Consider the following 24,829-nt stretch of genomic DNA (forward strand, 5'->3'; position numbering starts at 1 on the left):
TGGGGTCACCGCCCGGTCAGCCGGCAACGGCGGACCGGGCGGGAGCGTGTTCGGTCGTCCGCTCCCCGACAGCGAGCGCGCGGGCGGGCGCCTCGAGAGCCTTGTCGTACGGCGTACGGCTCGGCACCGGCCCGGTCAGCGCCGACGACAGCGCGGGAAGCGTGAACCAGACGACCTTGCCCGAGTCGCCGTCCGGGCGCGCCCCCCAGCTGTCCGCGACCGCGGCAAGCATCGCGAGGCCGCGTCCGCTGGTGGCGGAGGGATCCGCGTCGCGCAGCTCCGGCAGGCGCGGGTCGTGGTCGTGCACCGAGACGGTGAGCCGGTCGAGCAGCAGTTCCATCTCCACGGTGCACGTCTTGTCGGGCCGGGCATGCTGGTGGACGTTCGTCAACAGCTCCGTCACACCGAGCGCCGCCCGGTCAATCAAGGGATCGAGGTGCCAGTAGCGCAACTGCGCCGATACGATTCTGCGGACCTGGCCGATCCGCGACGGCAGGGCTTGGAGCTCCACCGTGCAGTGCCTGCTTGGCTGGCTGATCACGGCTGCGACTCCCCGAATTGAGGTCCGGAAGAAGACGGAGATCGGATCCAGCAGGATGGCCGGTCGTACGTGCCGCCTGCTGTGCGGCTGAGTACTCCGGCCGCTTGGTGCGGAACGGCTTCGTACGGGGGCCGCCCGCTGTCGTGACCGGCGGGCTGGTTCTTCAGCGTAATCGCCGGTAAACCCAGAGTGATGTGAGACCAGCGTGACTCAGCGGGTGATGTCCTGCAACTCGCGCCGGGATCAGCCGCTGCGTCCGGCCGCCCTGCGGACCGCCTCTATGAACCGTCGCGCCGAAGGCGGCCCCGGCTGCCCCGGTGCGGGGTCGTGCTCGCCGAGGGTCAGCGAGTAACGGGTGCCGTTGACATCGGCCAACGCCCGGTCCTCCGGGGCGAACCAGGGCTTCGAGGCACGCACCGACTGCACCGGCGCGCTGTCGATCTCGCTGCCGTAGCTGGTGAGCAGCCGGAGCCTGCCGTCACTGATCCGGACCTGTCCGGCCCGGGTGAGCGATCGCAGCCCCTTCCCGATCCGCACGCCCATGGCCGTGAACTCCGACTCCGCCATGATGCCCCTCCCCCTCGCGCGTTCGGCTGTGCCCGGTCCGGATCCCGCATGGGACGCGATCCGGCGTGGCTCTGATCGAGTTCGGTCGTGATCCAGTGTGCAACTGCGCACAGGCCCGTGTCCCGGCGGCGCCAGGCTGCACCGACCGGCGTTCCTCGCCGTGCAGTCTGCCTGCACCCGGCGTCTTGCACCAGTGTGCATGACGAGGTCGCGCCGGGTATCCGGCGCACTCGCACGGATGCGCCCCCACCGTTTTCCGCCGCCTCCCCAGGGCGCCTTTGAGCTGCCCAAAGATGCGTTTATGCAGGTGAGAAGCGTGCGAAAGGTGTTTATGATCGAGGCGTCCGACCGCGTGAACCCGGCGTCGGCACACCCCCGTAAGGAGCCCCGCCGTGAGCACCCCCCAGATGACCCGCCCCGGCGAGACCCTCGACGTCGACCGCAGCGACGCCGAGTACCGTACCTGGCTCAAAGAAGCCGTTCGCAAGGTCCAGGCCGATGCCAACCGCTCGGCCGACACCCATCTGCTGCGATTCCCGCTGCCCGAGTCCTGGGGCATCGACCTGTACCTGAAGGACGAGTCGACGCACCCCACCGGCAGCCTCAAGCACCGCCTGGCCCGCTCCCTGTTCCTCTACGGCCTGTGCAATGGCTGGATCCGGCCTGGCCGCCCGGTGATCGAGGCGTCCAGCGGCTCGACGGCCGTCTCCGAAGCGTACTTCGCGGGGCTCATCGGCGTGCCCTTCATCGCCGTCATGCCGCGCACGACGAGCGCCGAGAAGTGCCGCCTCATCGAATTCCACGGCGGGCAGTGCCACTTCGTGGACGACTCACGGAAGATGTACGAGGCCTCGGCCGCCCTCGCGGCGGAGACCGGCGGCCACTACATGGACCAGTTCACCTACGCGGAACGGGCCACGGACTGGCGCGGCAACAACAACATCGCCGAATCCATCTTCCGTCAGCTGGAGTTGGAGCGGTTCCCGGAGCCGGCGTGGATCGTGGCCACGGCCGGCACCGGCGGCACCTCGGCGACCATCGCCCGCTATGTGCACTACATGCAGTACGACACCCGCATCTGTGTCGCCGATCCGGAGAACTCGTGCTTCTTCGAGGGGTGGACGACCGGCGATCCGGACGTCACCTGTGACTGCGGCTCGCGCATCGAGGGAATCGGCCGGCCCCGGATGGAACCCAGCTTCGTGCCGGGCGCCATCGACCGGATGATGAAGGTCCCGGACGCGGCCAGCGTCGCCGCCGTACGGGCCCTGGAGCGGGCGATCGGGCGGAAGGCGGGCGGCTCCACCGGCACCGGTCTGTGGAGTTCGTTGAAGATCGTTGCGGAGATGGTGGCCGAGGGGCGCACGGGAAGCGTGGTGACCCTGCTGTGCGACCCGGGCGACCGCTACCTGGACAAGTACTACTCGGACGCGTGGCTCGCCGAGCAGGGGCTGGACATCGCGCCGTACTCGGCGGCGATCGAGTCACTGCTGGCGACCGGGGTGTGGCCGGGCTGATCCCGGACGGACACCCGCGGAGTTCAGCCTGCGGTCCAATGCCGTCACCGCGCCGCGGAACGACCGTCCCAGGCCCCCGCGTGCGCACTTCAGCAGAAACCGGAAGACCGCGGCACCGTCGGCCGCGAAGGTCCACTGCACCCGGGTGCCGGTGCCGGCGGGCGTCAGCCGCCACTCCTCCAGAAGCGCGTGCACCCCGGGCGTGTTCGTCTCGTCGACCCGGTACGCGTACACCGCGTTCGGCTCGGCCGCGACGACCGTCTCCCGGAAGCGGGTGCCGCCCATGAGGCGCACCTCGCGCCCGGCGTCCCCGTCGACCGGCCGGGCGGAGGACACCGCGGTGAACCACTCGCTCCAGCCGGGAACGTCCTCGGCCAGTGCCCGGAAGACCGCCTCCGGGGGCGCCGTGATCTCCCGCGCGAACACCAGCCGCACTTGAGCGGTCCGCTTGAAGTCGAGTCCCACCGGGCGCAGCGCACGTGCCATGGGCTGAACCTCCTTACGGGAGACGAATTCCCGAACGGAAGCGACGGTGCCGGGTCGGCGTCACCATAGCTGGCGGGCCGTCAGATGTCTGTACCGTCCTCGGGTTCCCCGGCCACCACCAGCCGCCGGAGGTGCTCCGAGATCTCCGCCCGTGCCCCGGCGGGCAGCCCCGCGTCGGTCACCAGCGTGTCGACCTGCTCCAGCGCGGCGAACGAACTCAGACCCACCGTGCCCCACTTGGTGTGGTCGGCGACCACCACGACACGCCGGGCGGACTGCACGAGCCGCCGGTTGGTCTCGGCCTCCGCGAGGTTCGGCGTCGACAGGCCCGCCTCCACCGATATCCCGTGCACACCGAGGAACAGCACGTCGAAGTGGAGGGACGCGATCGCCTGGTCGGCCACGGGTCCCACCAGCGAGTCCGACGGCGTCCGCACCCCGCCGGTCAGCACGACCGTGGCGGCGCCCTGCCGAGGACCCGAGGTGCGCTGCGCCGAGTGGAAGACATCGGCCACCCGCACCGAGTTGGTGACGACGGTCAGGTCCGGCACGTCGAGGAGGTGGTGGGCCAGCGCGTACGTCGTCGTCCCGCCGGACAGGGCGATCGCCGTACCCGGTGCGACCAGCTCGGCCGCCGTCCGCGCAATGTCCTCCTTCGCCGTCAGCTCCAGGCCGGACTTGGCCTCGAACCCGGGCTCGTGCGTGCTCGCCTCCACTACGGGAACCGCACCGCCGTGCACCTTCTCCAGCACGCCCTGGCGGGCGAGCGCGTCCAGGTCGCGGCGGACGGTCATGTCGGACACGCCCAGCTTGCGCGTCAGCTCGTTCACGCGGACTCCGCCGCGCCGTCGCACCTCGTCCAGGATCAGGGCACGGCGCTGCTCCGCGAGGAGGTTCTGATTCTCACTCACGTCCGCTCCGCTCCCTTTCGTCCGATAATGTCGGAAATGTCATCGGTACCGGCTCCGACGAGGCCATTCTCCCGCCACCCGTGCCGAGGACGTCTCATCCTCGCATGGGTCGCCGCTGATGGCGCCACCCCTCGTACCTCAAAGATCACCATCGGCTGTCCGCCGCCGTCACACGTATCGGGGAGATTCCGTGACAAGGGGTGTGCACATCCGTGTCGGCGGAGATCCTCTGCCTACCCAGGACACACCGTATGCAGCGCGGGGGAAGTGCAGAACAGTGGAGCGTGCACGGGAACACGAAGGGGAGCGGAACGAGGCGGGGGAGCGGTCCGCCGAGGCCGGGACTGCCCTGGAACTCCTGATCCACGGAGTCGGCGGCACCACGCCCGAGGAGATGCTGGGCGATCCCCGGACGGTCCGCATCACCGGTGACGACACGGCCGCCGTGTACCGGCGTGCCTCCGACGCCGACGCGGAACGGCTTCCCGACGACCACCGCGGTCGTCCGGTGCCCGAGGCCTACGTCTGGTGCAACCTCACCTCCGGGAACGCCGCCCGCGCCCTGTGGCTGTTGCTGTTGCCGTTCATGGTGGCCAACCTCGTGCACTGGATGCGCCCCACGACAACGGGCCGGCAGCGGACCGTGCGCCTGTACGGAGTGATCGTCCGGTTGATCGGGCTCACCCTGACCGTGTTGCTGGTCGCCGCCGCCTGCGAGGTGGCCCTGGACCTGGGGGCCTGGCAGTGTGCGGGCACGCGCGCGTGTGCCGGGCGTCACTCGTGGCTCGGTTTCCTCTCGCCCGTCGTCTCCGATCGCGGCTGGTGGAGCCAGCCGGGACGGCGGCTCGCCCTGGCGTCGCTGGTGCCCACCGCGCTCACCGGCCTGCTCTGGTACCTCTCGCACCGCACCTGGAGCGCATACGAGTCCCAGCAGCCGATGTCGCGCAGACCCGAGCCCGACGAACCGTCCCATCGCACCGCCCTGGGCCGCCCCGGGTTCTGGTACGGACGCCGACTGGTGGCCAGGCTGCGCGCCGCGCACACCGCCGCGGGGTTCCTGACCGTCGCCGCCGCGCTCGGCGGCTCCGCCGCCCACTACGACCGCCGCCACGGTTCGGTCGAACTCGAGGCGCTGGGCTGGCTGCTGGGCACAACTCTGCTCGGGGGCGCGGCGGTTGTGGCGTGGGTGGTGTGCAGCCGTGGCCGCACCGAGAACCGGCTCGACAAGGAACTCGACCGCACACTGGTGCGGTGGCTGCCCACCGGCGCGCTCGCCCTGCTCGTCGTGGCCATGGTCTACGCCGGCTGGTCCCGCCCCGGCTGGCGATCGGCGGGCCGGCTGCCGGGCGACACGACGTTCGGCGCACTGACCCTGGCGCAGGGACTCCTCGTCATCGCGCTCGGCGTCGTGGCGCACGTCCTTTACCGCGCCCACCCCGACACGCGCACCGCGATGCGCGGACTGGCCGGACCCGCCGTGGCGATGCTGGCCTGTGCGCTCGGCGGTGTGATGTCCGGGGGCGTGGCCCAACGGGTCGCCGACTGGCTGGACGGCACCGGGCACACCATGACCGGCCCGCCCGTCCTGCTCACCTGGCAGGCGTCCGCGATCCCGCCACTGCTGCTCGTCCTGCTCGTCCTCGTCGGCTGGCTGTCCTGGCGCACCTGGCTGCTGCGACGCGCCGAGACGGCCCTGGTTGAGCTGGACCACCCGGGCGAGCCCACGGACACGGCCCGCACCCTGCGCATCGCGAGCACACGAGCGATGGCCACCCTCACGGACCGGACCCCGCTCGTCGTCGGCATCACCTCGGCCGTGACCCTGCTGCTGGGCGCGGTGGCCCTGGCGGGAGCCATCGTCTCCAAGGACACGCCGTACGGTGCCACGCGTGGGGCCCAGCCCTTCGTCCAGGGTGTCGCCGAGACCGCACAGGCCCTCGGCTCCTGGCTGATCGGCTTCGGCTTCCTTCTCCTGGTCACCCTGGGGCGCCGCGCCTACAAGGACGCCGCGGCACGCCGTACGATCGGCATCCTGTGGGACGTCGGCACGTTCTGGCCGCGTGCCGCCCACCCCTTCGCCCCGCCCTGCTACGCCGAGCGGGCCGTGCCCGACCTGACCTGGCGCATGGCCACCTGGACGCGCGCCACCGGCGGACGGCTCGTCCTGTCGGGGCACTCCCAGGGCAGCGTCCTGGCGGCGGCCGCGGCCTGGCAGCTGGAGCCCTCCGTACGCAGACGGGTGGCCGTCCTGACGTACGGCTCGCCCCTGGAGCGGTACGGGCGCTGGTTCCCGGCGTACTTCGGCCCGGCCGCGCTCAGTTCCCTGCATCGCGAGGTCGACTGCTGGCGCAATCTGTACCGCCTCACCGATCCGATCGGCGGCTCGATACGGCTGCCCGGCGAGTGCGGCCCGCAAGTGGACCGCGCACCCCTCAAGGACCCGCTCGCATACGGCCGAACCAAGGAGCATCCGCTGCCCGCGCCGATCCTCGGACACGGCGACTACCAGGCGGACCCCGCCTTCGCCGAGGAGCGCGCACGGCTGCTGGCGCGACTGCGGTCGGGCTTACCGGGACCCAGGCCCGCAAACGCATCCTCAAGGCCGCGCAGGGAGCCCGGGGGCGCATCCTCCGGGTCCGGCCCGGAGCCCGGGGACGCGTTTTCGGAGTCCGTCATGGAGCCCGGGGGTGCATCGTCCGGGTCCGGCCGGGAGCCTGGGGGTGCATCGTCGGGAGTCGGTGGGGAAGCTGGGGACGGGTCTTCCGGGTCCGGCGTGGGGTCCGGGGGTGCATCGTCCGGGTCCGGCCGGGAGCCTGGGGGTGCATCGTCGGGAGTCGGTGGGGAAGCTGGGGACGGGTCCTCCGGGTCCGGCGCGGAGCCCGGGGGCGCGTCTCCAGGATCCGGGGCGGAGCCCCGGGGCGCGTCCTCGGAGCCCGGTGCGGAGCCTGGGGACGCGGCTCAGGGCAGCTCCGGCAGGTCCTCCGGGTAGAGCAGGGTCAGGTCGTCCGTGCTCGGTTCCGCGAGCTGGGCGACCCGGCCCGCATGCCGCTCAACCATCGCCTCGAAGGTCTGGCGCGCGGTGCGACCGTTGCCGAACGTCGGTCCCTTCGGGATCGCCGTGAAGTACTTCAGCAGCGCCTCCGCGGTCCCGGAACCCAGCTGGTACTCGTGCTCCTCGGCCTGCTGCTCCACGATCCGCAGCAGCTCCTCGGGGCCGTAGTCACCGAAGGTGATGGTCCGTGAGAAACGAGACGCCACTCCGGGATTGACCGACAGGAACCGCTCCATCTCCGCCGTGTAACCGGCGACGATCACCACGACCGCCTCCCGGTGATCCTCCATCAGCTTCACCAGCGTGTCGATCGCCTCACGCCCGAAGTCGCGTCCGGAGTCCTCCGGCGACAGCGCGTACGCCTCGTCGATGAACAGCACTCCACCGCGCGCCCGCTCGAAGGCCTCCTGGGTGCGGATGGCGGTGGAGCCGATGTGCTCGCCGACCAGGTCGACCCGGGACACCTCCACGAGGTGGCCCTTCTCCAGCACGCCGAGCGAGGCCAGGATCTCGCCGTACAGACGGGCCACCGTCGTCTTGCCGGTGCCGGGGGAGCCCGTGAACACCAGATGCCGCCGCGCGGACGCCGCTTTCAGGCCCGCCTGCTGCCGGCGGCGCCCCACCTCGATCATGTCGGTGAGGGCGCGCACCTCGCGCTTGACGCTCTCCAGGCCCACCAGCGCATCGAGTTCCCCGAGCACGGCCTTCGACGTGCGCGCTGGCTCCTCCGGTTCCGGGACGGCCGTGACGAGGGGTTCCTGCTCGGTGGTGCGCTGACCGGGGATGGCGCCCAGCAGGCCGGGGGACTGGCGGGCCGTCTGCACCGCGGTCTCCCGGGCCACGGGAGACCGCAGCCCCGCGCTCTCGTCGCTGGTGCAGTCCTCGACGACCGCGCCGCCACCGCCGGGCGCACCCGGGCCGCCGTCCGCGAACTCGTACCCGCCGCGCGCACACCGCTCCGTGCGGCACTTCTTGAGCGTGGCACGGCAGCCGTCGATCACATGGAAGCCGTAGCCGCTGCTGCCGGTGACCCGGCAGTTCAGGAAGCTTCCCCGGCCCTCTGCCGAGACGTAGAAGCCCGCTTCCGCCGGTGATGTCACCGTGCAGCGCTCGATGGTGGGGTCGGCGCCCTTGGTGACGATCACGCCCGTCTGGGTGCCGTCGATGGTGCAGCCGGACAGCGTGCCGCCGCTGCCGTGGTCCCGGAACCAGGCACCCGTCGCTGCGTCCCGGATCCGGCAGTCGTCCAGTTGCGCCGTGGCACCGTCACTCACCGACACCGCCGTGTTGCGTACCTGCGTGAGGTCGCTGTCCACGACGTCCGCGCGCGAGCCGCGGTCGAGGACGAACAGGGCGTCCGGCACGTCGTGCACCCGGCACGAGTCGAGCACGGCGGTTGCGCCGTCGCTCACCCACACCGCCGGATAGTCGCCGGTGCTGTCGAAGATCTCGCACTGGTTGGCGTCCACACGGGTGCCCGGGTCCCACACCGACAGACCGTTGCGTCCGAACTGCCGCACGGTGGTGCGGGTCAGCGTGAGCACCGAGCGGGACCGCAGGTCGACCGCGTTCTCCGGGATGTCGTGGATGCGGCAGTCGGCGAGCGTCAGCACCGCGTCCGTGTCGAGCGTGACGCCGTCCGCGGTCGTGCGGTGCACATCGCAGTCCGTGAGGTGCGCGGTGGCGCGGGCGGTGACCTGGACTCCGGAGCCGCGGACCTCGTACACCTCGCAACCGACCGCTTCCAGCGAGGAGTTCTCACCGGTGGCCGACAGACCGGCGCCCGAGGTGTGATGCACCCGGCAGCGGTCCAGCCGCGGGTGCCCGCCGCCGCGGACCGCGACGCCCGACTGCGCCGCCGCCACGACCTCGCACTCCTCGAACACCCCGCCGCCGCCGTCCACTACGGCGATGCCGATGCCGGCCGGGTTGTCGACCGTGCAGCGCCGGACCGTGGGGCGCGCGCTGCCACGGACCTCGATGCCGGCCGCGGACCGCGTCATGATCCGCACGTCCACCAACTCGGGCGTGCCCTCCTCGACGAGCACCGCGGGAGCGGCCGCGTCCTGGCCCTCGACGTGCAGGTCCTGGACGATGGCGGAGGCCCGTACGGTCAGCGGCACGCCGTCCACGGGAGCGATGCGCACTGAGCCGGGGGAGCCCTCGGGCCCACGCAGCGTCACCGCCCGCTGGACGACGAGGTTCTCCCGGTAGGTACCGGGAGCGACGGTGAGGACGTCGCCGTCGCCCGCGGCCTCCAGGGCGGCCGCGAGCGATGCGTACTCACCCGTGCGGCGCCGCCACCGCGATGTGCCGGCGTGCGTCACCTGGACCGTGCCCTGTGCCATGGCGCTGCTGTGCCCCCACCTCGTACTCACGCGGGTTCTCGCGAAGATGCCGGACGGCCGAACGGTCCGGCCGGTCCACCGTAGCGTGCATGGAGGCGGCTGGTTGACCGGAGGCGTAAGGCCGTCAACTGCCCGTCCCGGTCCGGCCCCAGTCGGGGCCCGCCTTGTCCCATGCCTGGTCCCAGCGCGCATACCGGCGACGGACCATGCGCCAGACGATGAGCCGGCGGCCGCCCTCTATGAGCCCCACGGTCATCATGGCCGCGCCGAATCCCGCCAGCACGGCGTGTGTCGTCGCGGTGACACTGTCCAGGGGACGGGCCACTATTCGGCCGTGGTCGTCGGTCCAGACGGTGAAGTGGTCCCCGCGATGGGGGGACTTGAGGTCGGCCAGGAGAGTGCCGTGCTGTGCGGTGCCGTCCGGCGCGGTCCAGTCGGCGAGCACGCGGCTGCGCGCGTCCCGCGTCGTCGAGGACTCCGGATCCGGTTCCAACGGGCTGCGGTTGAGCTTCTTGACGACGGTGGCCGGCACAAGATGGCGGGTGCGCTGCTGGTCCCGCACGGACTTCTGCAGGGCGCCCTGGGCGAACGATCCGATCACGGCCCCGGCGACGGGTGTGACGACGAGGATCAGCAGGAGGGCGACCAGTGCCACCCACGCCTCGACCAGATCGGTCGTACGGCGCATCGGATTGTGCCGCCAACGCCAGAGACCGCCGATTGCTCGCACCGTCCCGCACCCCCTTCAGCGTCCGTGATAACCCCCGCGCCCGGCCGTTCACCTCCGCGGCCGGAGAAGAGAGAGCGAAATCACCCCTCTCCCACCTCATGGGCCTCTCATGAACTTCTCATGCAGACTCAACGAGCGCATCCGTTGCCCGGGTTCCCCAACCAGGCGTCGAATCGAGGATCTTTCCCGGCCCTCATTCGGAGGGCCTCGTTCCGGAAGCCGGTGCCGGAAGGGGTACCGGGGCGCGGGAGAGTGGGGGCGGGGCGGCTCGGTCGACGGATCGGCCGGGGCCCGGGATCCGGGGACCGGGCGCGTGGGTCCGTCGCTATTCGAGGACAGTGACCGGATCGCCGATGCGGACCAAACCCGTCGTCTCCGGCACCACGTTCTGCCCGAAGGCCAGTTGGTTACCGAAGCGGCGATGCCGTCCGAGGGTGCGCAGCGGCTCCTTGCCGCGCTCGGCGGTGGCCTGGTCCGTGGTGGTCACGACGCAGCGTCCGCACATCTTGGCGCTCCGGAAGACGACCTCGCCGATGGCGATGCGCTTCCAGTCGTCCTCGGCCCAGGGCGCGGTGCCGGCCACCACGACATTCGGCCGGAACCGGTTCATGGGCAGCGGACCTTCGTCGGGGTGGTCGCCCTGCGCGATCAGGGAGTTGAGGGCGTCCAGGGACGCGAGAGTGGTGAGCAGCAGTGGATAGGCATCGGCCAGGCTGACCGTCTCGCCCGGGCGCCCGTACGGCGGGTCGTCGATGGGGCGGCGGACGGCGGGGTCGTCGAGGTGGACGAGGGTCACGTCCTCACCGAGGTACGTGGTGAACCACTCGGCCGCCTCGGATCCGGCCGGGACCGTCTCGATCTTCTCCCCAGACCATCTCGCGGTCGTCGTACCGACGGGATCGGGTACGGCAACGGTCAGCGGGTCCAGGCCGGACGCGGACACACGGATACCGCCGCCGGGCAGGAGCTCGGCGGCGGCCAGCGCAAGGTGCGGATGTTCGCGTTGGGTGACGACCTTGCCCGCCTCGTCGATCAGCGCCCAGCGCCGGTCCCCGGCCAGCCCCCATGGCTCCACCGCGGCCTCGCGGAGTGCCTGGCCCCGCAGTGCCTTGACCGGGTGGACGTGAATCGAGTGCAGCGCTGCTTTCGACATGAGGCCATCGTGCCATCGGACACCGATGGCCTCATCTCGTGAGGCGGATCAGTATCCGCGGTACTGCTGCCCGTTGTTGTACGGGTCCTGGTACGGCGCAGGGGCCGGGCGGGGCGCCGCTGGGCGCATCGCCTCGTAGCCCGTGCCTGTGGCCATCGGGCGCGGCTGCTGCATCTGCTGGGGACCCGGGTAACCACGCGGCCCCGCTGCCTGCTGCGGGATGTACGCCGTCGGGGCCTGCTGCAGCGGCGCGGGCTGCGGAACCTGCGGGTAGCCGTAGGCGGGGGCCTGGGGGGACGGTGCGGCCGGCAGCGCGGGGAGCGCCGACGGCAGTGCGGGCAGGTTGCTGCCCGGCGTCTCATACGCAGAGGGGACCCGGATCGGAGCGATCTGCGGGGTCCCCCGCTCGGCGACGAGCGAGTCGTAGATCGGAGTGTCCGGGAAGGGCGACGCGGAGTAGTAACCGCCGCCATAGGTGGAGCGGGGGGAGGTCATGGCACATAAGTTAAGCCCACGATGTGCTGGTTGGGGAGACCGATAAGAGGGTTGTTTTCTGCGCCCTGGGTGACGCGGGATCCCCAATGCGAGCGAACTTGGCAAAAAAGGGCAGCAGGTGGGGTTTGGATCGTGTAAAGGCCGAGTTCCTGATGGGTTACCCGGGGTTGAGCGGCGGACTTCCGGCGCGGGTCATGGGAGTTCGCGGCCCCGGGGAATAGGTTGGCCCGAACGGATCCGATGGACGGCCCGGGCCTGGGTCCCGGCGCGGCGACACGTGATGGGGGCGGACATGTCAATGCCGAAAGGATCGAATCTTCAGGTGCCGACGACGGCTCTGCGCGTCGAATTGGGCTGGCGTTCCGGCCCGGGCGTGCCCGATGCGGACGCCTCCGCGCTGCTGCTGGTATCCGGGAAGGTCCGCACGGACGGCGACTTCGTCTTCTACAACCAGCCTGGGCACTCCTCCGGCGCGGTACGGCATGAGGGCAAACGGGACGTGGGCGGTCAGGTGACGGACACGCTCCTCGTCGACCTCGCGCGCATGGAATCCATGATCGAGACCGTGGTGCTCGCCGCCTCCTCCGACGGCGGCACGTTCGGGCAGGTGCCCGGTCTGTACATCCGTGTGCTCGACGCCCAGCAGGGTACGGAGATCGCGCGCTTCGACCCGGCCGCGACCGTCGAGACCGCGTTCGTGCTCGGCGAGTTCTACCGCCGCCAGGGCGCCTGGAAGTTCCGCGCCGTCGGCCAGGGCTACGGCAGCGGGCTGGAGGGGCTGGCCACGGACTACGGGATCACGGTGGACGAACCGCAGCACGCGGCGCCGCCGCCCGCGCCCGCCACCCGCGTCGACTGGCCGAACGCACCGACGAGCCCGTCGGCCGGCCTGTCTTCGCCGACCGGACCGCCCGTCACCATGCCTCAGCAGCCCGCGCCGCCGTTCACCATGCCTCATCCGCCGGTGACCGCGCCGCCGGCGACGACCCCGTACGGCGCATCGCCGCCCCCGCCTCCCGTTCCGCCCTCGGCGCCGTCGACCCCGGTCCGCCTCACCAAGGTCACGCTCACCAAGCAGGCACCCGTGGTCTCGCTGGCCAAGCAGGGCGGCACGTCCGGTGCCATGCGCGTGAACCTCAACTGGCAGGTGCGCAAGCAGTTCACGGGATGGGGCAGCAAGCGCGGCCGGGCGGTCGCCATGCACGCGGACCTCGACCTGGACCTGTGCGCCCTGTACGAGCTGTCCGACGGCAGCAAGGGCGTCGTCCAGGCCCTCGGCAACGCTTTCGGGGCGCTGCACCAGCCGCCGTACATCCACCTCGACGGCGACGACCGCACCGGCGCCGTCGAGACCGGCGAGAACCTCACCATCAACCTCGACCACAAGCAGAGCTTCCGGCGCATCCTCATCTTCGTGACCATCTACGAGGGCGCCCGCTCCTTCGCCGACCTGCACGCCACGGTCACCCTCCAGCCGCAGTACGGCGCACCCGTCGAATTCTTCCTCGACGAGTGCACAGTGCCCTCGACCGTGTGCGCCCTCGCCCTCATCACGAACACGGGCGGCGACCTGGTCGTCCAGCGCGAGGCCCGCTACCTGGTCCCGGACCGCGGCGTCAGCCCGCAGCGCACCATCGACCATGCCTACGGGTGGGGCATGAACTGGACCCCCGGCAGGAAGTGACCGGCCCGTCGCCCGTGCGGCCGGCTCATTGCTCGTCGAACGCGGCGTCCGGGCGCGCGTAGGTGCGGCCCTTCCAGGCCGCACCGCGACCCCTGTAGTGCTGCACCGCCGAATCGACCGTCATGAGCAGGTACAGGAACGCGGTGACCGACAGCAGCGGCGCGAGCCACAGCGGCTGACGGTAGTAGCGAAGCATCGGGACGTACGTCACCGTCATCACCAGCTTCGCGAGCCCGCCGATCACCGTCGCCGCGATGTTGCCGGTGACGAGCCCGGCGACGAACGCCACGGTCGGCGCAAGGTAGACGAGGCCGAGCCCGAGCACCGTACCGACGAGCAGCAGCGGACTGTGCCGGAGCTGGGCGTACGCGCTGCGCGAGACCATCCGCCACAGGTCGTGCAGCCGTGGATACGGACGCACGCTGTCGACCCGGTCGGCGAGCCCCAGCCAGATGTGGCCGCCACTGTTCTTGACCGCCCGTGCGAGCGCCACGTCGTCGATGACGGCCTGCCGGATGGCGTCGGGAATCCGTGCGCGCTCGGCGGCATCGGCGCGCAGCAGCACACAGCCGCCCGCCGCGGCCGCGGTCCGTGATCCCCTCACCGCGATCCAGCGGAACGGATACAGCTGGGCGAAGAAGTACACGAAGGCGGGCACGACGAGCCGCTCCCACACGCTCTCCACCCGAAGCCGGGCCATCTGCGAGACGAGATCGAAGCCGCCGGTACGCGCCGCCGCCACCAACGCGCGCAGACTGTCGGGCGCGTGGGCGATGTCGGCGTCCGTCAGGAGCAGATACTCAGGGGCACGCGCGCGTGCGAGGCCGATTCCATGGCGTACGGCCCAGAGCTTGCCGGTCCAGCCCGCGGGAGGCTCGCCCGGGGAGTCGACGGTGAGCGGCAGCCCGCCGTGCCGTTGCGCCAGCTCGCGGGCCAGCTCCCCCGTTCCGTCCGAACTGCCGTCGTCGATCAGGAAGACCTCGGCGCGCCCCGGATAGTCCTGCGCCAGCAACGAGGGAAGACTGTCCGGGAGTACGGCTGCCTCGTCCCGCGCCGGGACGACGACGCACACGGACGGCCACGCGTCGGGCTCCCGGCGCGGCGGCAACCGCAGATCCGTACGCCAGAAGAAGCCCTGGCCGAGCAGCAGCCACAACCAGGTGGCCAGTGACGCGACGACGATCCAGACAACGGCACTCACCCGTCGCAGTCTGCCCCACCGAGGCCGTCCGTTCGAGGGCATCGACTATGGTTGCCGGGTGAAGATCGCGCTCATGGACTCCGGACTCGGCCTGCTTCCCGCTGCTGCCGCGGTACGCCGTATGCGGCCCGACGCGGATCTCGTGCTCTCCTGGGACCCCGACGGGATGCCCTGGGGGCCGCGCACCCCGGAAGACATCACGCAGCGCGCCCTGGCCGTCGCCGAGGCCGCCGCCGCACACGGTCCCGATGTCCTGATCGTCGCCTGCAACACCGCGTCCGTGCACTCCCTGCCGGAGTTGCGTGCCCGCTTCGAACCGGACCTGCCGATCATCGGTACGGTTCCGGCGATCAAGCCGGCTGCCGCGGGCGGCGGACCCGTCGCGATCTGGGCCACGCCCGCCACCACGGGGAGCCCTTACCAGCGTGGTCTCATCCGGGACTTCGCCGACGGCGTGACCGTCACCGAGGTGCCCTGCCCGGGGCTTGCGGATGCCGTGCACCACGCGGACGAAGCGGCGATCGACGCCGCGATCTCCGCGGCCGCCGCGCTCACCCCCGACGACGTCACGACCATCGTGCTCGGCTGCACCAACTACGAACTGGTCGCCCACCGGATCCGTGCGGCCGTGCAGAAGCCCGGGCTCCCGCCGCTCATCCTGCACGGGACCGCGGGGGCGGTGGTCGCGCAGGCGCTGCGCCGCATCGGGGCGAACCCGGTGCCGGAAGCCTCCGCAGAGGGCGGTTTGACGGTGCTGCTGAGCGGCCGGGAGGGAGTGCTGCCTCCCGAGGCGCTGACGTACGACGAGGGCAGACTTCTGCAGGCGGTCAGTCCGGCGCGGTGAGAGCGGGCCGTCGGCCCGGCCTCTGTGCCCCGAAGGGTCCCCCTGAACCGCCGCCGGGACCAGTGACTGTCCGCAACCTCGTGCCCGCGCTCAGGAAGCTCGGTACCCTCAAGACATGAGGGACCACCCCCATGGCGAGCCCGAAATCTGGACCGGGCGCGCCACCAACCGTGCGCAGTGGCTGCTGGCGCTCGGCGGAGCCGCCTGCATGGCGCTCGGCATCGAGCTGGCCGTCGACTCCGCGTGGACATCCGGCATCGCCCCGCTCGTCATGTCCGTCGTCGGGTGCATCGCGGCCGGGCTGCTGGTCCTCTTCGGCACGCTCGCGTTCGTGCACGTCGCCGTGAAGGTCGACAAGGACTGCCTCGAGGTGCGCTGCGGCCACATCGGTGTGCCGCGCCGCCGTATCCCCCTCTCGCTCGTCGCCGGTGCCGAATTCGTCCCCAGGGTCACCCCGCGTCAATGGGGCGGCTGGGGCTACCGCTGGCGGCCCGAGAAGGGCACCGCCGTCGTCGTACGGCGAGGTGAGGGCCTCGTCCTGCGCCTCTGGGACGGTCACACCTTCACGATCACCGTGGACAACGCCGAGACGGCGGTGCGGGTCATCCGTGAACGGCTGCACCCGAGTCTGCCCGGGGCCACGCACTGACCTGCGCGGAAACGCACCCCCGAGTCACTCCTCCGCGTGATCCCTCCCCGCCGTGCCCTCGTCCGCCAGCGGTCGGGCCGTCGCGATCCCGGCCAGCAGGCCCGCCTCCGCTGTCACCATCGTGAAGCTCAGTGCGTTGCCGACCGTCGCGATCACCGCCAGTGCCGTCAGCGTGGCGCCCGCCGTGAGCGCGATCGGTGTGGGTCGCGGAGTTCGCCACAGCGCGTACAGGACCCAGCAGAAGACCGCCGCGAGGAGTGCCACGCCGATCAGCCCCTGTTCCGCGGCCAGCTGCAGCGGCGCGGAATGAGGCTTGCCGTCCGGCACCAGCGACTGAGTGGCCGTGGGGCTCAGCTCGCCGAACCGTCCGGGTCCCGCGCCAAGCGCCGGATCCCGGTGGGCCAGGGTGAGAGCGTCATGCCAGAGCAGGACGCGGTGCGGGCCGAGCTGGTCCTGCAGGACGGTCGTCAGGCCCGCCGGCATTACGTCCTCGGCGAGCGCCCAGGTCGTCCCGGTCACCAGGGCCGCCACGAGCGCGAGGGCCGTCAGCGCGGGGGCGCGGCGCCGCATGCGGTCGGCGGCCAGCGAGCACAGCAGTACCCCGGTGGAGGCGACGAGACCCGTCGTGGAGCCGAGCGCCGCCGCGACCACCGCGACTGCGGCGGCCGACAGCCGAAGTGCGAGGCGCGGCACCGCGGCGCGTGCCGCCCATGCCGCGCAGCACGCCGCCCCCGAGGACAGTGTCAGCAGCGCGGCGACAGCCCCGGTCTGCCCGAGCGGCGAGACGAACTGCGGGTCCGCCATGGCGTGCGGGGCGGCGACCGCGAGTACGAGACCTGCCAAGGCGCCCGCGGCGGGTGCCACGACCGGCAGGAGAGCTCCGAGGATCCGCCCCGACGCATACCCGGCGGCGACCGCGAGCACCGCGAGCAGGACGCCTTCGGGCCGGCCCCCGTGTGCGGCGGCCGTGATCAGAGACCAGGCCGCGCAGGCGCCGAGCACCAGAAAGCCCGTCGCATCCGAAACGTTTCGTCTGTCGTCTTCCGCGTCCGCGGCCCCGGCCGCGGACTCCGTCCCCGTGGATCCCACCCCGCCGCTCCCCTGTGACGGGCCCCGACCGTCCCTGCCGTATCCGGCCGCACGTCAGAGGCTCGGGCACACGGTAACGGGTGATGCGCCGGTTTGTGGACGGGTTGTGCAGGAACGATGCAGCAGAAGGGGTGGGCAAAGGGGTTGAAGGGCGGACGGAACGCTCGAGGTGCGGGGCGGACGGCGCTGTCGGTGCCTTGGTCACGCGCCGTACACTCCCCGAGTGACCGTCACCGCAACTTCCGTGGGCGAGCCGGAACAGCTCGAGCCCCAGGCCGAACCCGCACCCAGGAGTGTCCACCGGGTGCGGCGCCTTGTTCCGGCCGTCGCCGCGGCACTCTCCGGAGTGCTGCTCTACGTCAGTTTTCCGCCCCGGACCCTGTGGTGGCTGGCCCTCCCGGCCTTCGCCGTCTTCGGCTGGACCCTGCGCGACCGCACTTGGAAGGCGGGCCTCGGCCTCGGTTATCTGTTCGGTCTCGGCTTTCTGCTGCCGCTGCTCGTGTGGACCGGCGTCGAGGTCGGTCCCGGCCCCTGGCTGGCGCTCGTCGCGATCGAGGCGATCTTCGTCGCGCTCGTCGGCGCGGGCATCGTGCTGGTCTCCCGGCTGCCCGCCTGGCCGGTGTGGGCGGCCTCTCTCTGGATCGCGGGAGAGGCGGCACGCGCGCGCGCACCCTTCCACGGCTTCCCCTGGGGGAAGATCGCCTTCGGCCAGGCGGACGGCATCTTTCTGCCGCTCGCCGCGGTCGGCGGCACACCCGTGCTCGGTTTCGCGGTGGTGCTGTGCGGCTTCGGGCTGTGCGAGATCGTGCGCCTCGTCATGGACGGGCGGCGCGCGGGGGGCGTGCTGCGGCGCGGGGCTGCCGTCGCGGCCCTGCTGAGCGTTGCCGTTCCGGTGGTGGGAGCCGTTGCCGCGCGCTCCCTGGTCAGCGACAAGGCCGAGAACGGCACGACGACCGTCGCCGTCATCCAGGGCAACGTTCCGCGCTCCGGCCTCGAGTTCAACGCCCAGCGGCGCGCCGTCCTCGACTACCACGCGAGGGAAACCGTGCGCCTGGCCGCGAAGGTCAAGGCGGGCAAGGTCCCGCGGCCCGACCTTGTGCTGTGGCCCGAGAACTCCTCCGACATCGACCCGTTCGCCAACCCCGACGCCGCCGCCGTGATCGAAGGTGCGGCCAAGGCGATAGGCGTGCCGGTCTCCGTCGGCGGTGTGGTGGAGCGCGGTGGCAAGCTCTACAACGAGCAGATCCTTTGGGACCCTGACAAGGGCCCGGTCGACACGTACGACAAGCGGCAGATCCAGCCGTTCGGCGAGTACCTCCCGCTCCGCTCGTTCCTCGGCACCATCAACAAGAACTGGACCGCGATGGTGCGCCAGGACTTCACCCGGGGACGCAAGCCGGGCGTGTTCACCATGGCGGACGCCAAGGTGGGGCTCGTCACCTGCTACGAGGCTGCCTTCGACTGGACCGTGCGCAGCACCGTCACGGACGGCGCGCAGCTGATCTCGGTGCCCAGCAACAACGCCACCTTCGACCGCAGCGAGATGACCTACCAGCAGCTCGCCATGTCCCGCGTACGCGCCGTCGAGCACAGCCGAACGGTCACGGTGCCGGTGACCAGCGGCGTCAGCGCCATCATCCTGCCGGACGGGAAGATCACCCAGCGGACCGGGATGTTCGTGGCCGACTCCCTCGTCCAGAAGGTGCCGCTGCGCTCCTCGGAGACCCCCGCCACACGGCTCGGCACCCTGCCCGAGATGGTCATCGTGCTCGTCGCGGCCGGCGGCCTGTGCTGGGCTGCGGTGGCAGCGGTCCGGGGCCGACGTGACCGCGGCATGCAGGACATCCGTCTCGATGAGCCGGAACTGACGGAACCGGCCCGTTAGGGTCGGGCCATGGCTACTCCCGAATTCCTCCGGACCCTCCGGGCCTCCGCCGGCCATCAGCTGCTCTGGCTCCCCGGTGTCACCGCCATCGTCTTCGACGACGAGGGCAGAGTGCTGCTGGGGCGCCGTACCGACACCCGCAAATGGGCGGTGATCGGCGGCATCCCGGAGCCCGGGGAGCAGCCGGCGGCCTGCGCCGTGCGCGAGGTGTACGAGGAGACGGCGGTGCGGTGCGTCGTGGAACGCGTCGTCCTCGTCCAGGCCCTGGAGCCGGTGACCTACGCCAACGGCGACATCTGCCAGTACATGGACATCACGCTCCGCTGCCGGGCCGTCGGCGGCGAGGCCCGGGTCAACGACGACGAGTCGCTGGAGGTCGGCTGGTTCACCGTGGATGCGCTGCCGGAGCTGAACGAGTTCGGACTGTACCGGATCAAGCAGGCACTGTCGGATGCACCCACATGGTTCGACCCCACGAATCCAGGGTGAAGTATGGGCGGTGACCATATGGGGTGGGGCACGGGCGCTGCTTAGGGTCGACACATGACCGTGCCCCACCCCCACCCCGGCCCCCACGTCTGCTCGCTCGACCTCGGCGGACGCACCGCCCTCGTCACCGGTGCCGCCGGCGGGATCGGCCGTGCCTGCGCGCTGCGGCTCGCCGCCGCCGGCGCGAAAGTGAGAGCCGTCGACCGGGACGCGTCCGGCCTCGACGCCCTCACCGATGCGGCCCGCGGCCTCACGGGCACCGTCGAGCCGCGTGTCCTCGACCTCACCGACCTGGACGCCGCCGAACTCGCCGCCGCGGGCACCGATGTCCTCGTCAACAACGCCGGGCTCCAACTGGTGCGGCCCCTGGAGGAGTTCCCGCCCGATGTCTTCCACACCGTCCTGACGGTGATGCTGGAGGCCCCGTTCCGGCTCATCCGCGGGGCGCTGCCCCACATGTACGGACAGGGCTGGGGCCGCATCGTCAACGTGTCGTCGGTCCACGGGCTGCGCGCCTCCGCGTTCAAGTCGGCGTACGTCGCCGCCAAGCACGGGCTGGAAGGCCTCTCGAAGACCGCCGCCCTGGAAGGCGCCCAGCACGGGGTCACGTCGAACTGCGTGAACCCGGCGTACGTACGCACACCCCTCGTCGAGAAGCAGCTTGCGGACCAGGCACGGGCACACGGAATCCCTGAGGAGCGCGTGCTGTCCGAGGTGCTGCTTCAGGACAGCGCCGTCAAACGGCTGATCGAACCCGAGGAGGTCGCCGAGGCCGTGGCCTACCTCTGCAGCCCGCAGGCGTCCTTCGTCACGGGTACGTCGCTGGTCCTCGACGGCGGCTGGACGGCGCACTGAGCGGGGAGGTGCCGGAAGTTATCCACAGGGCGGGTTGCCCCGGCCCGGGTGTGGGTCATCCTGTGACCATGTCTCGCGATCACGTACAGTCCGCGGAGCGCCCCGGCACCGGTGCCGAGGCGCCGTTCCTGGAGCTCCTGGCCCGGGGTGCGTCGGCCGACGCGTACGAGCAGCCGGTGCTGCTCGCCCGTGCCGAGGGCCTGCCACCCGAGCGCATCGGCGCGCTCGAGCAGGCCAAGCGGCTCGCGCTGCGCGTGCGCGCGGAGATGGAGGGCAGACGCCGTCGCGAGGCGGAGCTGTCCGCGCTCTTCGAGACTGCCCACGACCTGGCCGGCCTGCGCGACCTCGACGCCGTCCTGCAGGCGATCGTCCAGCGGGCTCGCTCGCTGCTGAGCACCGACGTCGCCTATCTGACTCTGAATGACGAGGCCGCGGGCGACACCTATATGAGGGTCACCGAGGGCTCGGTCGCCGCACGCTTCCAGCAGCTGCGCCTCGGCATGGGCGAGGGGCTCGGCGGACTCGTCGCCCAGACCGCCCGGCCCTATGTGACGCCCGACTACTTCGAGGACGATCGCTTCCAGCACACCCGGACGATCGACTCGGGGGTCCGCGACGAGGGGCTTGTGGCGATCCTCGGCGTGCCCCTCATGATCGGCCCGCAGGCCATCGGGGTGCTGTTCGCGGCCGACCGACGTGCCCGGGTCTTCGAGCGGGAGGAGATCGCTCTCCTCGGCTCGTTCGCCGCGCTGGCCGCCGCGGCCATCGACACGGCGAACCTGCTCACCGAGACCCGTTCGGCCCTTGACCGGCTCGCCCGCGCCAACGAGATCATTCGCGACCGCAGCGCGGTCATCGAGCGCGCCTCGGACGTCCACGACCGCCTCGCCGAACTTGTCCTGCGCGGCGGCGGCGTCCACGATGTGGCCGCGGCGGTCTCCCAGGTCCTCGACGGCACGGTCGAGTTCACCGAGGAGGACGCCGCCCCGACCGCGGCCCTGGAGGCGTCCCGCGCCGAAGGCCACGCCGTACGGCACGGGGACGACTGGATCGCCGCCGTCACGGCCGGCGGCGAGCTTCTCGGCGCGCTGGTGCTGCGCGGCCACCCCGGGCTCGACCCCGTCGACCAGCGCACTCTGGAACGCGCCGCGATGGTCACCTCGCTGCTGCTGCTCGCCCGCCGCTCGGCAGCCGAGGCCGAACATCGCGTCCGCGGTGAGCTGTTGGACGACCTACTGGACGCCCGGGACCGCGACCCGCGCTTGCTGCGCGAGCGTGCCGCCCGGCTGCGTGCCGACCTCGGCGCCACCCATGTGGTGCTAGCAGCCCGCCTCGACGGCGCGGTGGTGGATGCCGACCAGGAGGCGGCCGCACGTCGCCGCCTGTGGTCCGCCGCATCCCACCTCGCTGCCACCCGCCACGGTCTCGCCGCCGCCCGCGACGGCGGTACGGTCCTGCTGCTGCCCCTGGGCCCGGGCGACACCGCGACCGACCTGGCCCGCCGCACCGCCCGGCAGCTCGGCACCGCCGTCCACGAGGTGGTGACCGTCGGCGCCTCCGCACCCGTCGAGGACCTCGCCGCCCGCCCGGACGCCGTGGCCGCCGCGTATACGGAGGGACAGCGCTGCCTCGAGGCCCTGCGCCTGCTCGGCCGCGCCGGTGACGGGGCCGCCGCCGAGGACTTCGGATTCCTGGGGCTGCTGCTCGCCGGGGACCGGGACATCACCGGCTATGTCGAGCGGACGATCGGCCAGGTCGTCGCCTACGACGAACGGCGCGGCACCGACCTCGTGCGCACCCTCGACGCGTACTTCGCCTGCGGGATGAGCCCGGCGCGCACCAAGGACGAACTGCACGTCCATGTGAACACGGTGGCGCAACGCCTGGAGCGGGTGGGCCGCCTCCTGGGCGACGACTGGCAGAGCCCGGCGCGCGCCCTGGAGATACAACTGGCTCTGCGGCTGCACCGGTTGTCCTCGACCTCCAGACGCTGATCCGCTCCCTGTACGCGCACACGCACCGGCCCCCGGCGCGCAGGGGCGCAGGGGGCCGGTTGCGGTCAGGCGTCGACTCAGGCGGTACGTGCGTCCGCCGCCCTCGCTCCCGCCGGCTCGGCATCCGCCGTGGCATCGACCCGGGCGAGATCGCGGTTCCGCGTCTCCTTCGCGGCGCCCACCGCGATCAGGGTCACGACGGCGGCCGCGATGACGTAGAGGGCGATCGGTGTGGAACTGCCGTAGTCGGACAGCAGCGCGGTCGCGATGAGCGGGGCAGGCGCGCCTGCCGCCACCGAGGCGAACTGGGCGCCGATGGACGCCCCCGAGTAGCGCATACGAGTCGCGAACATCTCCGAGAAGAAGGCGGCCTGAGGCGCGTACATCGCCCCGTGCAGCACCAGTCCGACGGTCACGGCGAGGACGAGGTTGCCGAAACCGCCCGCGTCGATGAGCGAGAAGAACGGGAACATCCACAGGCCGACGCCGGCCGCGCCCAGCAGATAGACGGGCCGACGACCGATCCGGTCCGAGAGCGCGCCCCACGCCGGGATGACGGCGAAGTGCACGGCGGAGGCGATGAGGACGGCGTTGAGGGCCGTCTGCTTGGAGACACCGGCCGACGTGGTGGCGTAGACGAGGATGAAGGCGGTGATCACGTAGTAGCTGATGTTCTCCGCCATGCGCGCGCCCATGGCGACCAGAACGTCCCGCCAGTGGTGGCGGAGCACGGACACCAGCGGCAGCTTCTCCGCCTCGGCTTCCCTGGCCTCCTTGCGGGCCTCGGCCTGCGCCAACGCCTGCTGGAACATGGGTGATTCATCGACAGACAGACGAATCCACAAACCGACGATCACGAGCACTCCGGAAAGGAGAAACGGAATGCGCCATCCCCAGGAGCCGAACGCGTCGTCCGACAGCACGGCGGTGAGCAGTGACAGCACACCCGTGGCGAGGAGCTGCCCGGCGGGTGCCCCGGTCTGCGGCCAGGAGGCCCAGAAACCGCGGCGCCGCGCGTCACCGTGCTCCGACACAAGCAGAACGGCGCCGCCCCACTCACCGCCGAGGGCGAAACCCTGCACCAGACGCAACGTCGTGAGCAGGACGGGCGCGGCGCTCCCGACCGTGGCGTGCGTGGGCAGCAGTCCGATGGCGAAGGTCGCCCCACCCATCAGCAGCAGACTCAGCACCAGCAGTTTCTTGCGCCCGATCCGGTCGCCGTAGTGCCCGAAGACCAGGGCCCCGAGCGGACGGGCGGCGAACCCGACCGCGTACGTGAGGAACGACAGCAGGGTGCCGACGAGCGGGTCGGAGTCCGGAAAGAACAGCTTGTTGAAGACGAGTGCGGCGGCGGACCCGTAGAGGAAGAAGTCGTACCACTCGATGGTGGTGCCGATGAGACTGGCGGCGACGATTCTGGGGAGGCTGGCGGGGGGTGGGGGAGCGGTGATTCCGGAGGCCATGTTCGCCACTTCCTCGTGTGCGGTGGGGACGGGTACGTGTCGGCACACGGTAGGAAGATGCAGGTCAGGGGCCCATGTGGTGGGGCAACATAGTTCGAGTATTGGCTATGCGTGCGGCCACCATGCCGGCTCACGGAAGGGCGGTTCAGGGGCTCGAAGGTGGTCGAAACGAGTGCTGTCCGGGACGCACAGTTCGGGGTGATTTGACGGTGCGGTGCTGACTCCCGTGCTGGTTTGGTGCTGACCGCAAGCCCACGTCATCACCCGTGCTCACCTCTCCCGTGCTGGCTTGGTGCCGACTACGCTCCGTTGAACTCGGACATCTTGGGGCCGATCGGCTCAGGGACGTTGCGTGGTAGGCGACCTGACCGAGAGGTCGACCCGGCTTTGCCGCTCGGCTCTGCGGGCAAGGGCAAGGCGTTGCGCCTGCGCGTGGTACGCGTTCGGCCCAGCAGATTCTTCGTCTGCTGGTGGTTCAGCGCTTGCGAGCCCCTGAACTGCAGGGTGTAGGCGGTGGGCTTTGCGTCTCGGTTGGTCCGCGTATGGTCCGGATCTTTCCTGTCCCTCGGCTTCGTGTGCGTGGGAGGAACTGAGGGCAGGAAGGGCGACGCCTTATGGGAGTCGCCTGCGTGTGCGATACCACATGGCACAGGTTGTAAATACCGTCCATGGGCGTCCGGGCAGTCCAAAACGGGCGCGGAATGCCAGGTCAGAGGCTCCCGGTCCGGGGGAGTCGAGGCAGTTGGTGACAGGCGTGTGAGAGCGGCACTCGATGAGAAGCCCCGCGGGTGCGGCCTGGCGGGGCTTCCGAACAGGTGGGTTACAACGCCGGCGCGGGCGCCGTTGCACTCGGTTGTCCTCTTTGGAGCCACCCGA

Annotated in this window: 20 protein-coding genes; 9 read left to right on the plus strand and 11 right to left on the minus strand. The window is 71.3% G+C overall.

Translation table 11 applies throughout. The features are described from left to right. Positions 1-16: 16 nt before the first annotated feature. Entirely contained in the window at positions 17-541 is a 525-nt protein-coding gene (locus ABT186_RS36545; RefSeq protein ID WP_351233512.1) for an ATP-binding protein, read from the minus strand. 243 nt (positions 542-784) lie between these two features. Then, entirely contained in the window at positions 785-1,108 is a 324-nt protein-coding gene (locus tag ABT186_RS36550; RefSeq protein WP_351233510.1) for a hypothetical protein, read from the minus strand. 407 nt (positions 1,109-1,515) lie between these two features. Here ABT186_RS36550 and cds1 point away from each other — a divergent pair, with 407 nt between their 5' ends. Then, the gene (gene cds1, locus ABT186_RS36555) at positions 1,516-2,625 is read left to right on the plus strand and encodes an L-cysteine desulfhydrase Cds1 (RefSeq protein ID WP_351233514.1); all 1,110 of its coding nucleotides are present in this window, start codon (positions 1,516-1,518) and stop codon (positions 2,623-2,625) included. Here cds1 and ABT186_RS36560 read toward each other — a convergent pair. Both ABT186_RS36560 and ABT186_RS36565 read right to left on the minus strand, forming a co-directional pair. Continuing rightward, the gene (locus ABT186_RS36560; protein WP_351233508.1) at positions 2,593-3,111 is read right to left on the minus strand and encodes an SRPBCC family protein; all 519 of its coding nucleotides are present in this window, start codon (positions 3,109-3,111) and stop codon (positions 2,593-2,595) included. The genes cds1 and ABT186_RS36560 overlap by 33 nt on opposite strands. Positions 3,112-3,191: 80 nt before the next feature. Continuing rightward, positions 3,192-4,022, minus strand: a complete 831-nt coding sequence (locus ABT186_RS36565) for a DeoR/GlpR family DNA-binding transcription regulator (RefSeq protein WP_351233506.1) — start codon at positions 4,020-4,022, stop codon at positions 3,192-3,194. 277 nt (positions 4,023-4,299) lie between these two features. On the opposite strand from ABT186_RS36565, the gene ABT186_RS36570 reads away from it, so the two are divergent. Beyond that, positions 4,300-7,011: a hypothetical protein gene (locus ABT186_RS36570; protein ID WP_351928783.1), complete on the plus strand. Its 2,712-nt coding sequence runs from the start codon at positions 4,300-4,302 to the stop codon at positions 7,009-7,011. Here ABT186_RS36570 and ABT186_RS36575 read toward each other — a convergent pair. The 4 genes from ABT186_RS36575 to ABT186_RS36590 all read right to left on the minus strand — a co-directional run bounded on the left by ABT186_RS36575 (position 6,981) and on the right by ABT186_RS36590 (position 11,800). Beyond that, positions 6,981-9,422 carry a right-handed parallel beta-helix repeat-containing protein gene (locus tag ABT186_RS36575; RefSeq protein WP_351233502.1) on the minus strand — a complete coding sequence of 814 codons (2,442 nt, stop codon included), beginning with the start codon at positions 9,420-9,422 and terminating at the stop codon, positions 6,981-6,983. The two genes, ABT186_RS36570 and ABT186_RS36575, sit on opposite strands and share 31 nt — an antisense overlap. A 124-nt stretch (positions 9,423-9,546) precedes the next feature. Further along, a complete protein-coding gene (locus tag ABT186_RS36580; RefSeq protein WP_351233500.1) occupies positions 9,547-10,152 on the minus strand; it encodes an Rv1733c family protein in 606 nt (201 codons plus the stop codon). A gap of 325 nt (positions 10,153-10,477) precedes the next feature. After that, positions 10,478-11,305: an MOSC domain-containing protein gene (locus ABT186_RS36585; RefSeq protein ID WP_351928787.1), complete on the minus strand. Its 828-nt coding sequence runs from the start codon at positions 11,303-11,305 to the stop codon at positions 10,478-10,480. Positions 11,306-11,353: 48 nt separating this feature from the next. Further along, entirely contained in the window at positions 11,354-11,800 is a 447-nt protein-coding gene (locus ABT186_RS36590; protein WP_351233496.1) for a DUF6643 family protein, read from the minus strand. Between the two features lie 292 nt (positions 11,801-12,092). Here ABT186_RS36590 and ABT186_RS36595 point away from each other — a divergent pair, with 292 nt between their 5' ends. Then, positions 12,093-13,484 carry a TerD family protein gene (locus tag ABT186_RS36595; protein ID WP_351233494.1) on the plus strand — a complete coding sequence of 464 codons (1,392 nt, stop codon included), beginning with the start codon at positions 12,093-12,095 and terminating at the stop codon, positions 13,482-13,484. A 25-nt stretch (positions 13,485-13,509) separates the two neighbouring features. Here the strand turns inward: ABT186_RS36595 and ABT186_RS36600 are convergent, their stop codons facing one another. After that, on the minus strand, positions 13,510-14,685 hold the full coding sequence (locus ABT186_RS36600; protein ID WP_351233492.1) for a glycosyltransferase: 1,176 nt from the start codon (positions 14,683-14,685) through the stop codon (positions 13,510-13,512). A 58-nt stretch (positions 14,686-14,743) separates the two neighbouring features. Here ABT186_RS36600 and ABT186_RS36605 point away from each other — a divergent pair, with 58 nt between their 5' ends. After that, positions 14,744-15,529, plus strand: a complete 786-nt coding sequence (locus ABT186_RS36605) for a glutamate racemase (RefSeq protein WP_351233490.1) — start codon at positions 14,744-14,746, stop codon at positions 15,527-15,529. A 115-nt stretch (positions 15,530-15,644) separates the two neighbouring features. Next, positions 15,645-16,178, plus strand: coding sequence for a hypothetical protein (locus ABT186_RS36610; RefSeq protein ID WP_351233488.1), 534 nt, complete (start codon positions 15,645-15,647; stop codon positions 16,176-16,178). A gap of 24 nt (positions 16,179-16,202) precedes the next feature. Here the strand turns inward: ABT186_RS36610 and ABT186_RS36615 are convergent, their stop codons facing one another. Beyond that, a complete protein-coding gene (locus ABT186_RS36615) occupies positions 16,203-17,267 on the minus strand; it encodes an O-antigen ligase family protein (RefSeq protein ID WP_351928789.1) in 1,065 nt (354 codons plus the stop codon). A gap of 223 nt (positions 17,268-17,490) precedes the next feature. On the opposite strand from ABT186_RS36615, the gene lnt reads away from it, so the two are divergent. The 4 genes from lnt to ABT186_RS36635 all read left to right on the plus strand — a co-directional run bounded on the left by lnt (position 17,491) and on the right by ABT186_RS36635 (position 22,490). Continuing rightward, complete coding sequence (gene lnt / locus ABT186_RS36620; protein ID WP_351233484.1) at positions 17,491-19,152, plus strand: apolipoprotein N-acyltransferase; 1,662 nt, start codon at positions 17,491-17,493, stop codon at positions 19,150-19,152. Between the two features lie 9 nt (positions 19,153-19,161). Beyond that, positions 19,162-19,641, plus strand: a complete 480-nt coding sequence (locus ABT186_RS36625; RefSeq protein WP_351233483.1) for an NUDIX hydrolase — start codon at positions 19,162-19,164, stop codon at positions 19,639-19,641. A 54-nt stretch (positions 19,642-19,695) separates the two neighbouring features. Next, positions 19,696-20,496 (plus strand): 3-hydroxybutyrate dehydrogenase, encoded by an 801-nt coding sequence (locus ABT186_RS36630; RefSeq protein ID WP_351233481.1) that lies wholly within the window; start codon positions 19,696-19,698, stop codon positions 20,494-20,496. 68 nt (positions 20,497-20,564) lie between these two features. Further along, on the plus strand, positions 20,565-22,490 hold the full coding sequence (locus ABT186_RS36635) for a helix-turn-helix domain-containing protein (protein WP_351928791.1): 1,926 nt from the start codon (positions 20,565-20,567) through the stop codon (positions 22,488-22,490). Positions 22,491-22,567: 77 nt separating this feature from the next. On the opposite strand, the gene ABT186_RS36640 is transcribed toward ABT186_RS36635, so the two are convergent. Further along, a complete protein-coding gene (locus ABT186_RS36640; protein ID WP_351237557.1) occupies positions 22,568-23,953 on the minus strand; it encodes an MFS transporter in 1,386 nt (461 codons plus the stop codon). Positions 23,954-24,829 lie beyond the last annotated feature (876 nt).

The sequence above is a fragment of the Streptomyces sp. NPDC001634 genome (genome assembly GCF_040298185.1).
In the GTDB taxonomy this organism is placed as follows: domain Bacteria; phylum Actinomycetota; class Actinomycetes; order Streptomycetales; family Streptomycetaceae; genus Streptomyces.

Bases quoted from the DNA above. Each gene is read 5' to 3' on its own strand.
- ABT186_RS36635 (WP_351928791.1), top strand. From the start codon at position 20,565: ATGTCTCGCGATCACGTACAGTCCGCGGAGCGCCCCGGCACCGGTGCC.
- ABT186_RS36640 (WP_351237557.1), bottom strand. From the start codon at position 23,953: ATGGCCTCCGGAATCACCGCTCCCCCACCCCCCGCCAGCCTCCCCAGA.
- ABT186_RS36590 (WP_351233496.1), bottom strand. From the start codon at position 11,800: ATGACCTCCCCCCGCTCCACCTATGGCGGCGGTTACTACTCCGCGTCG.
- ABT186_RS36575 (WP_351233502.1), bottom strand. From the start codon at position 9,422: ATGGCACAGGGCACGGTCCAGGTGACGCACGCCGGCACATCGCGGTGG.
- ABT186_RS36550 (WP_351233510.1), bottom strand. From the start codon at position 1,108: ATGGCGGAGTCGGAGTTCACGGCCATGGGCGTGCGGATCGGGAAGGGG.
- ABT186_RS36585 (WP_351928787.1), bottom strand. From the start codon at position 11,305: ATGTCGAAAGCAGCGCTGCACTCGATTCACGTCCACCCGGTCAAGGCA.
- ABT186_RS36610 (WP_351233488.1), top strand. From the start codon at position 15,645: ATGAGGGACCACCCCCATGGCGAGCCCGAAATCTGGACCGGGCGCGCC.
- ABT186_RS36630 (WP_351233481.1), top strand. From the start codon at position 19,696: ATGACCGTGCCCCACCCCCACCCCGGCCCCCACGTCTGCTCGCTCGAC.
- ABT186_RS36625 (WP_351233483.1), top strand. From the start codon at position 19,162: ATGGCTACTCCCGAATTCCTCCGGACCCTCCGGGCCTCCGCCGGCCAT.
- ABT186_RS36595 (WP_351233494.1), top strand. From the start codon at position 12,093: ATGTCAATGCCGAAAGGATCGAATCTTCAGGTGCCGACGACGGCTCTG.
- ABT186_RS36560 (WP_351233508.1), bottom strand. From the start codon at position 3,111: ATGGCACGTGCGCTGCGCCCGGTGGGACTCGACTTCAAGCGGACCGCT.
- cds1 (WP_351233514.1), top strand. From the start codon at position 1,516: ATGACCCGCCCCGGCGAGACCCTCGACGTCGACCGCAGCGACGCCGAG.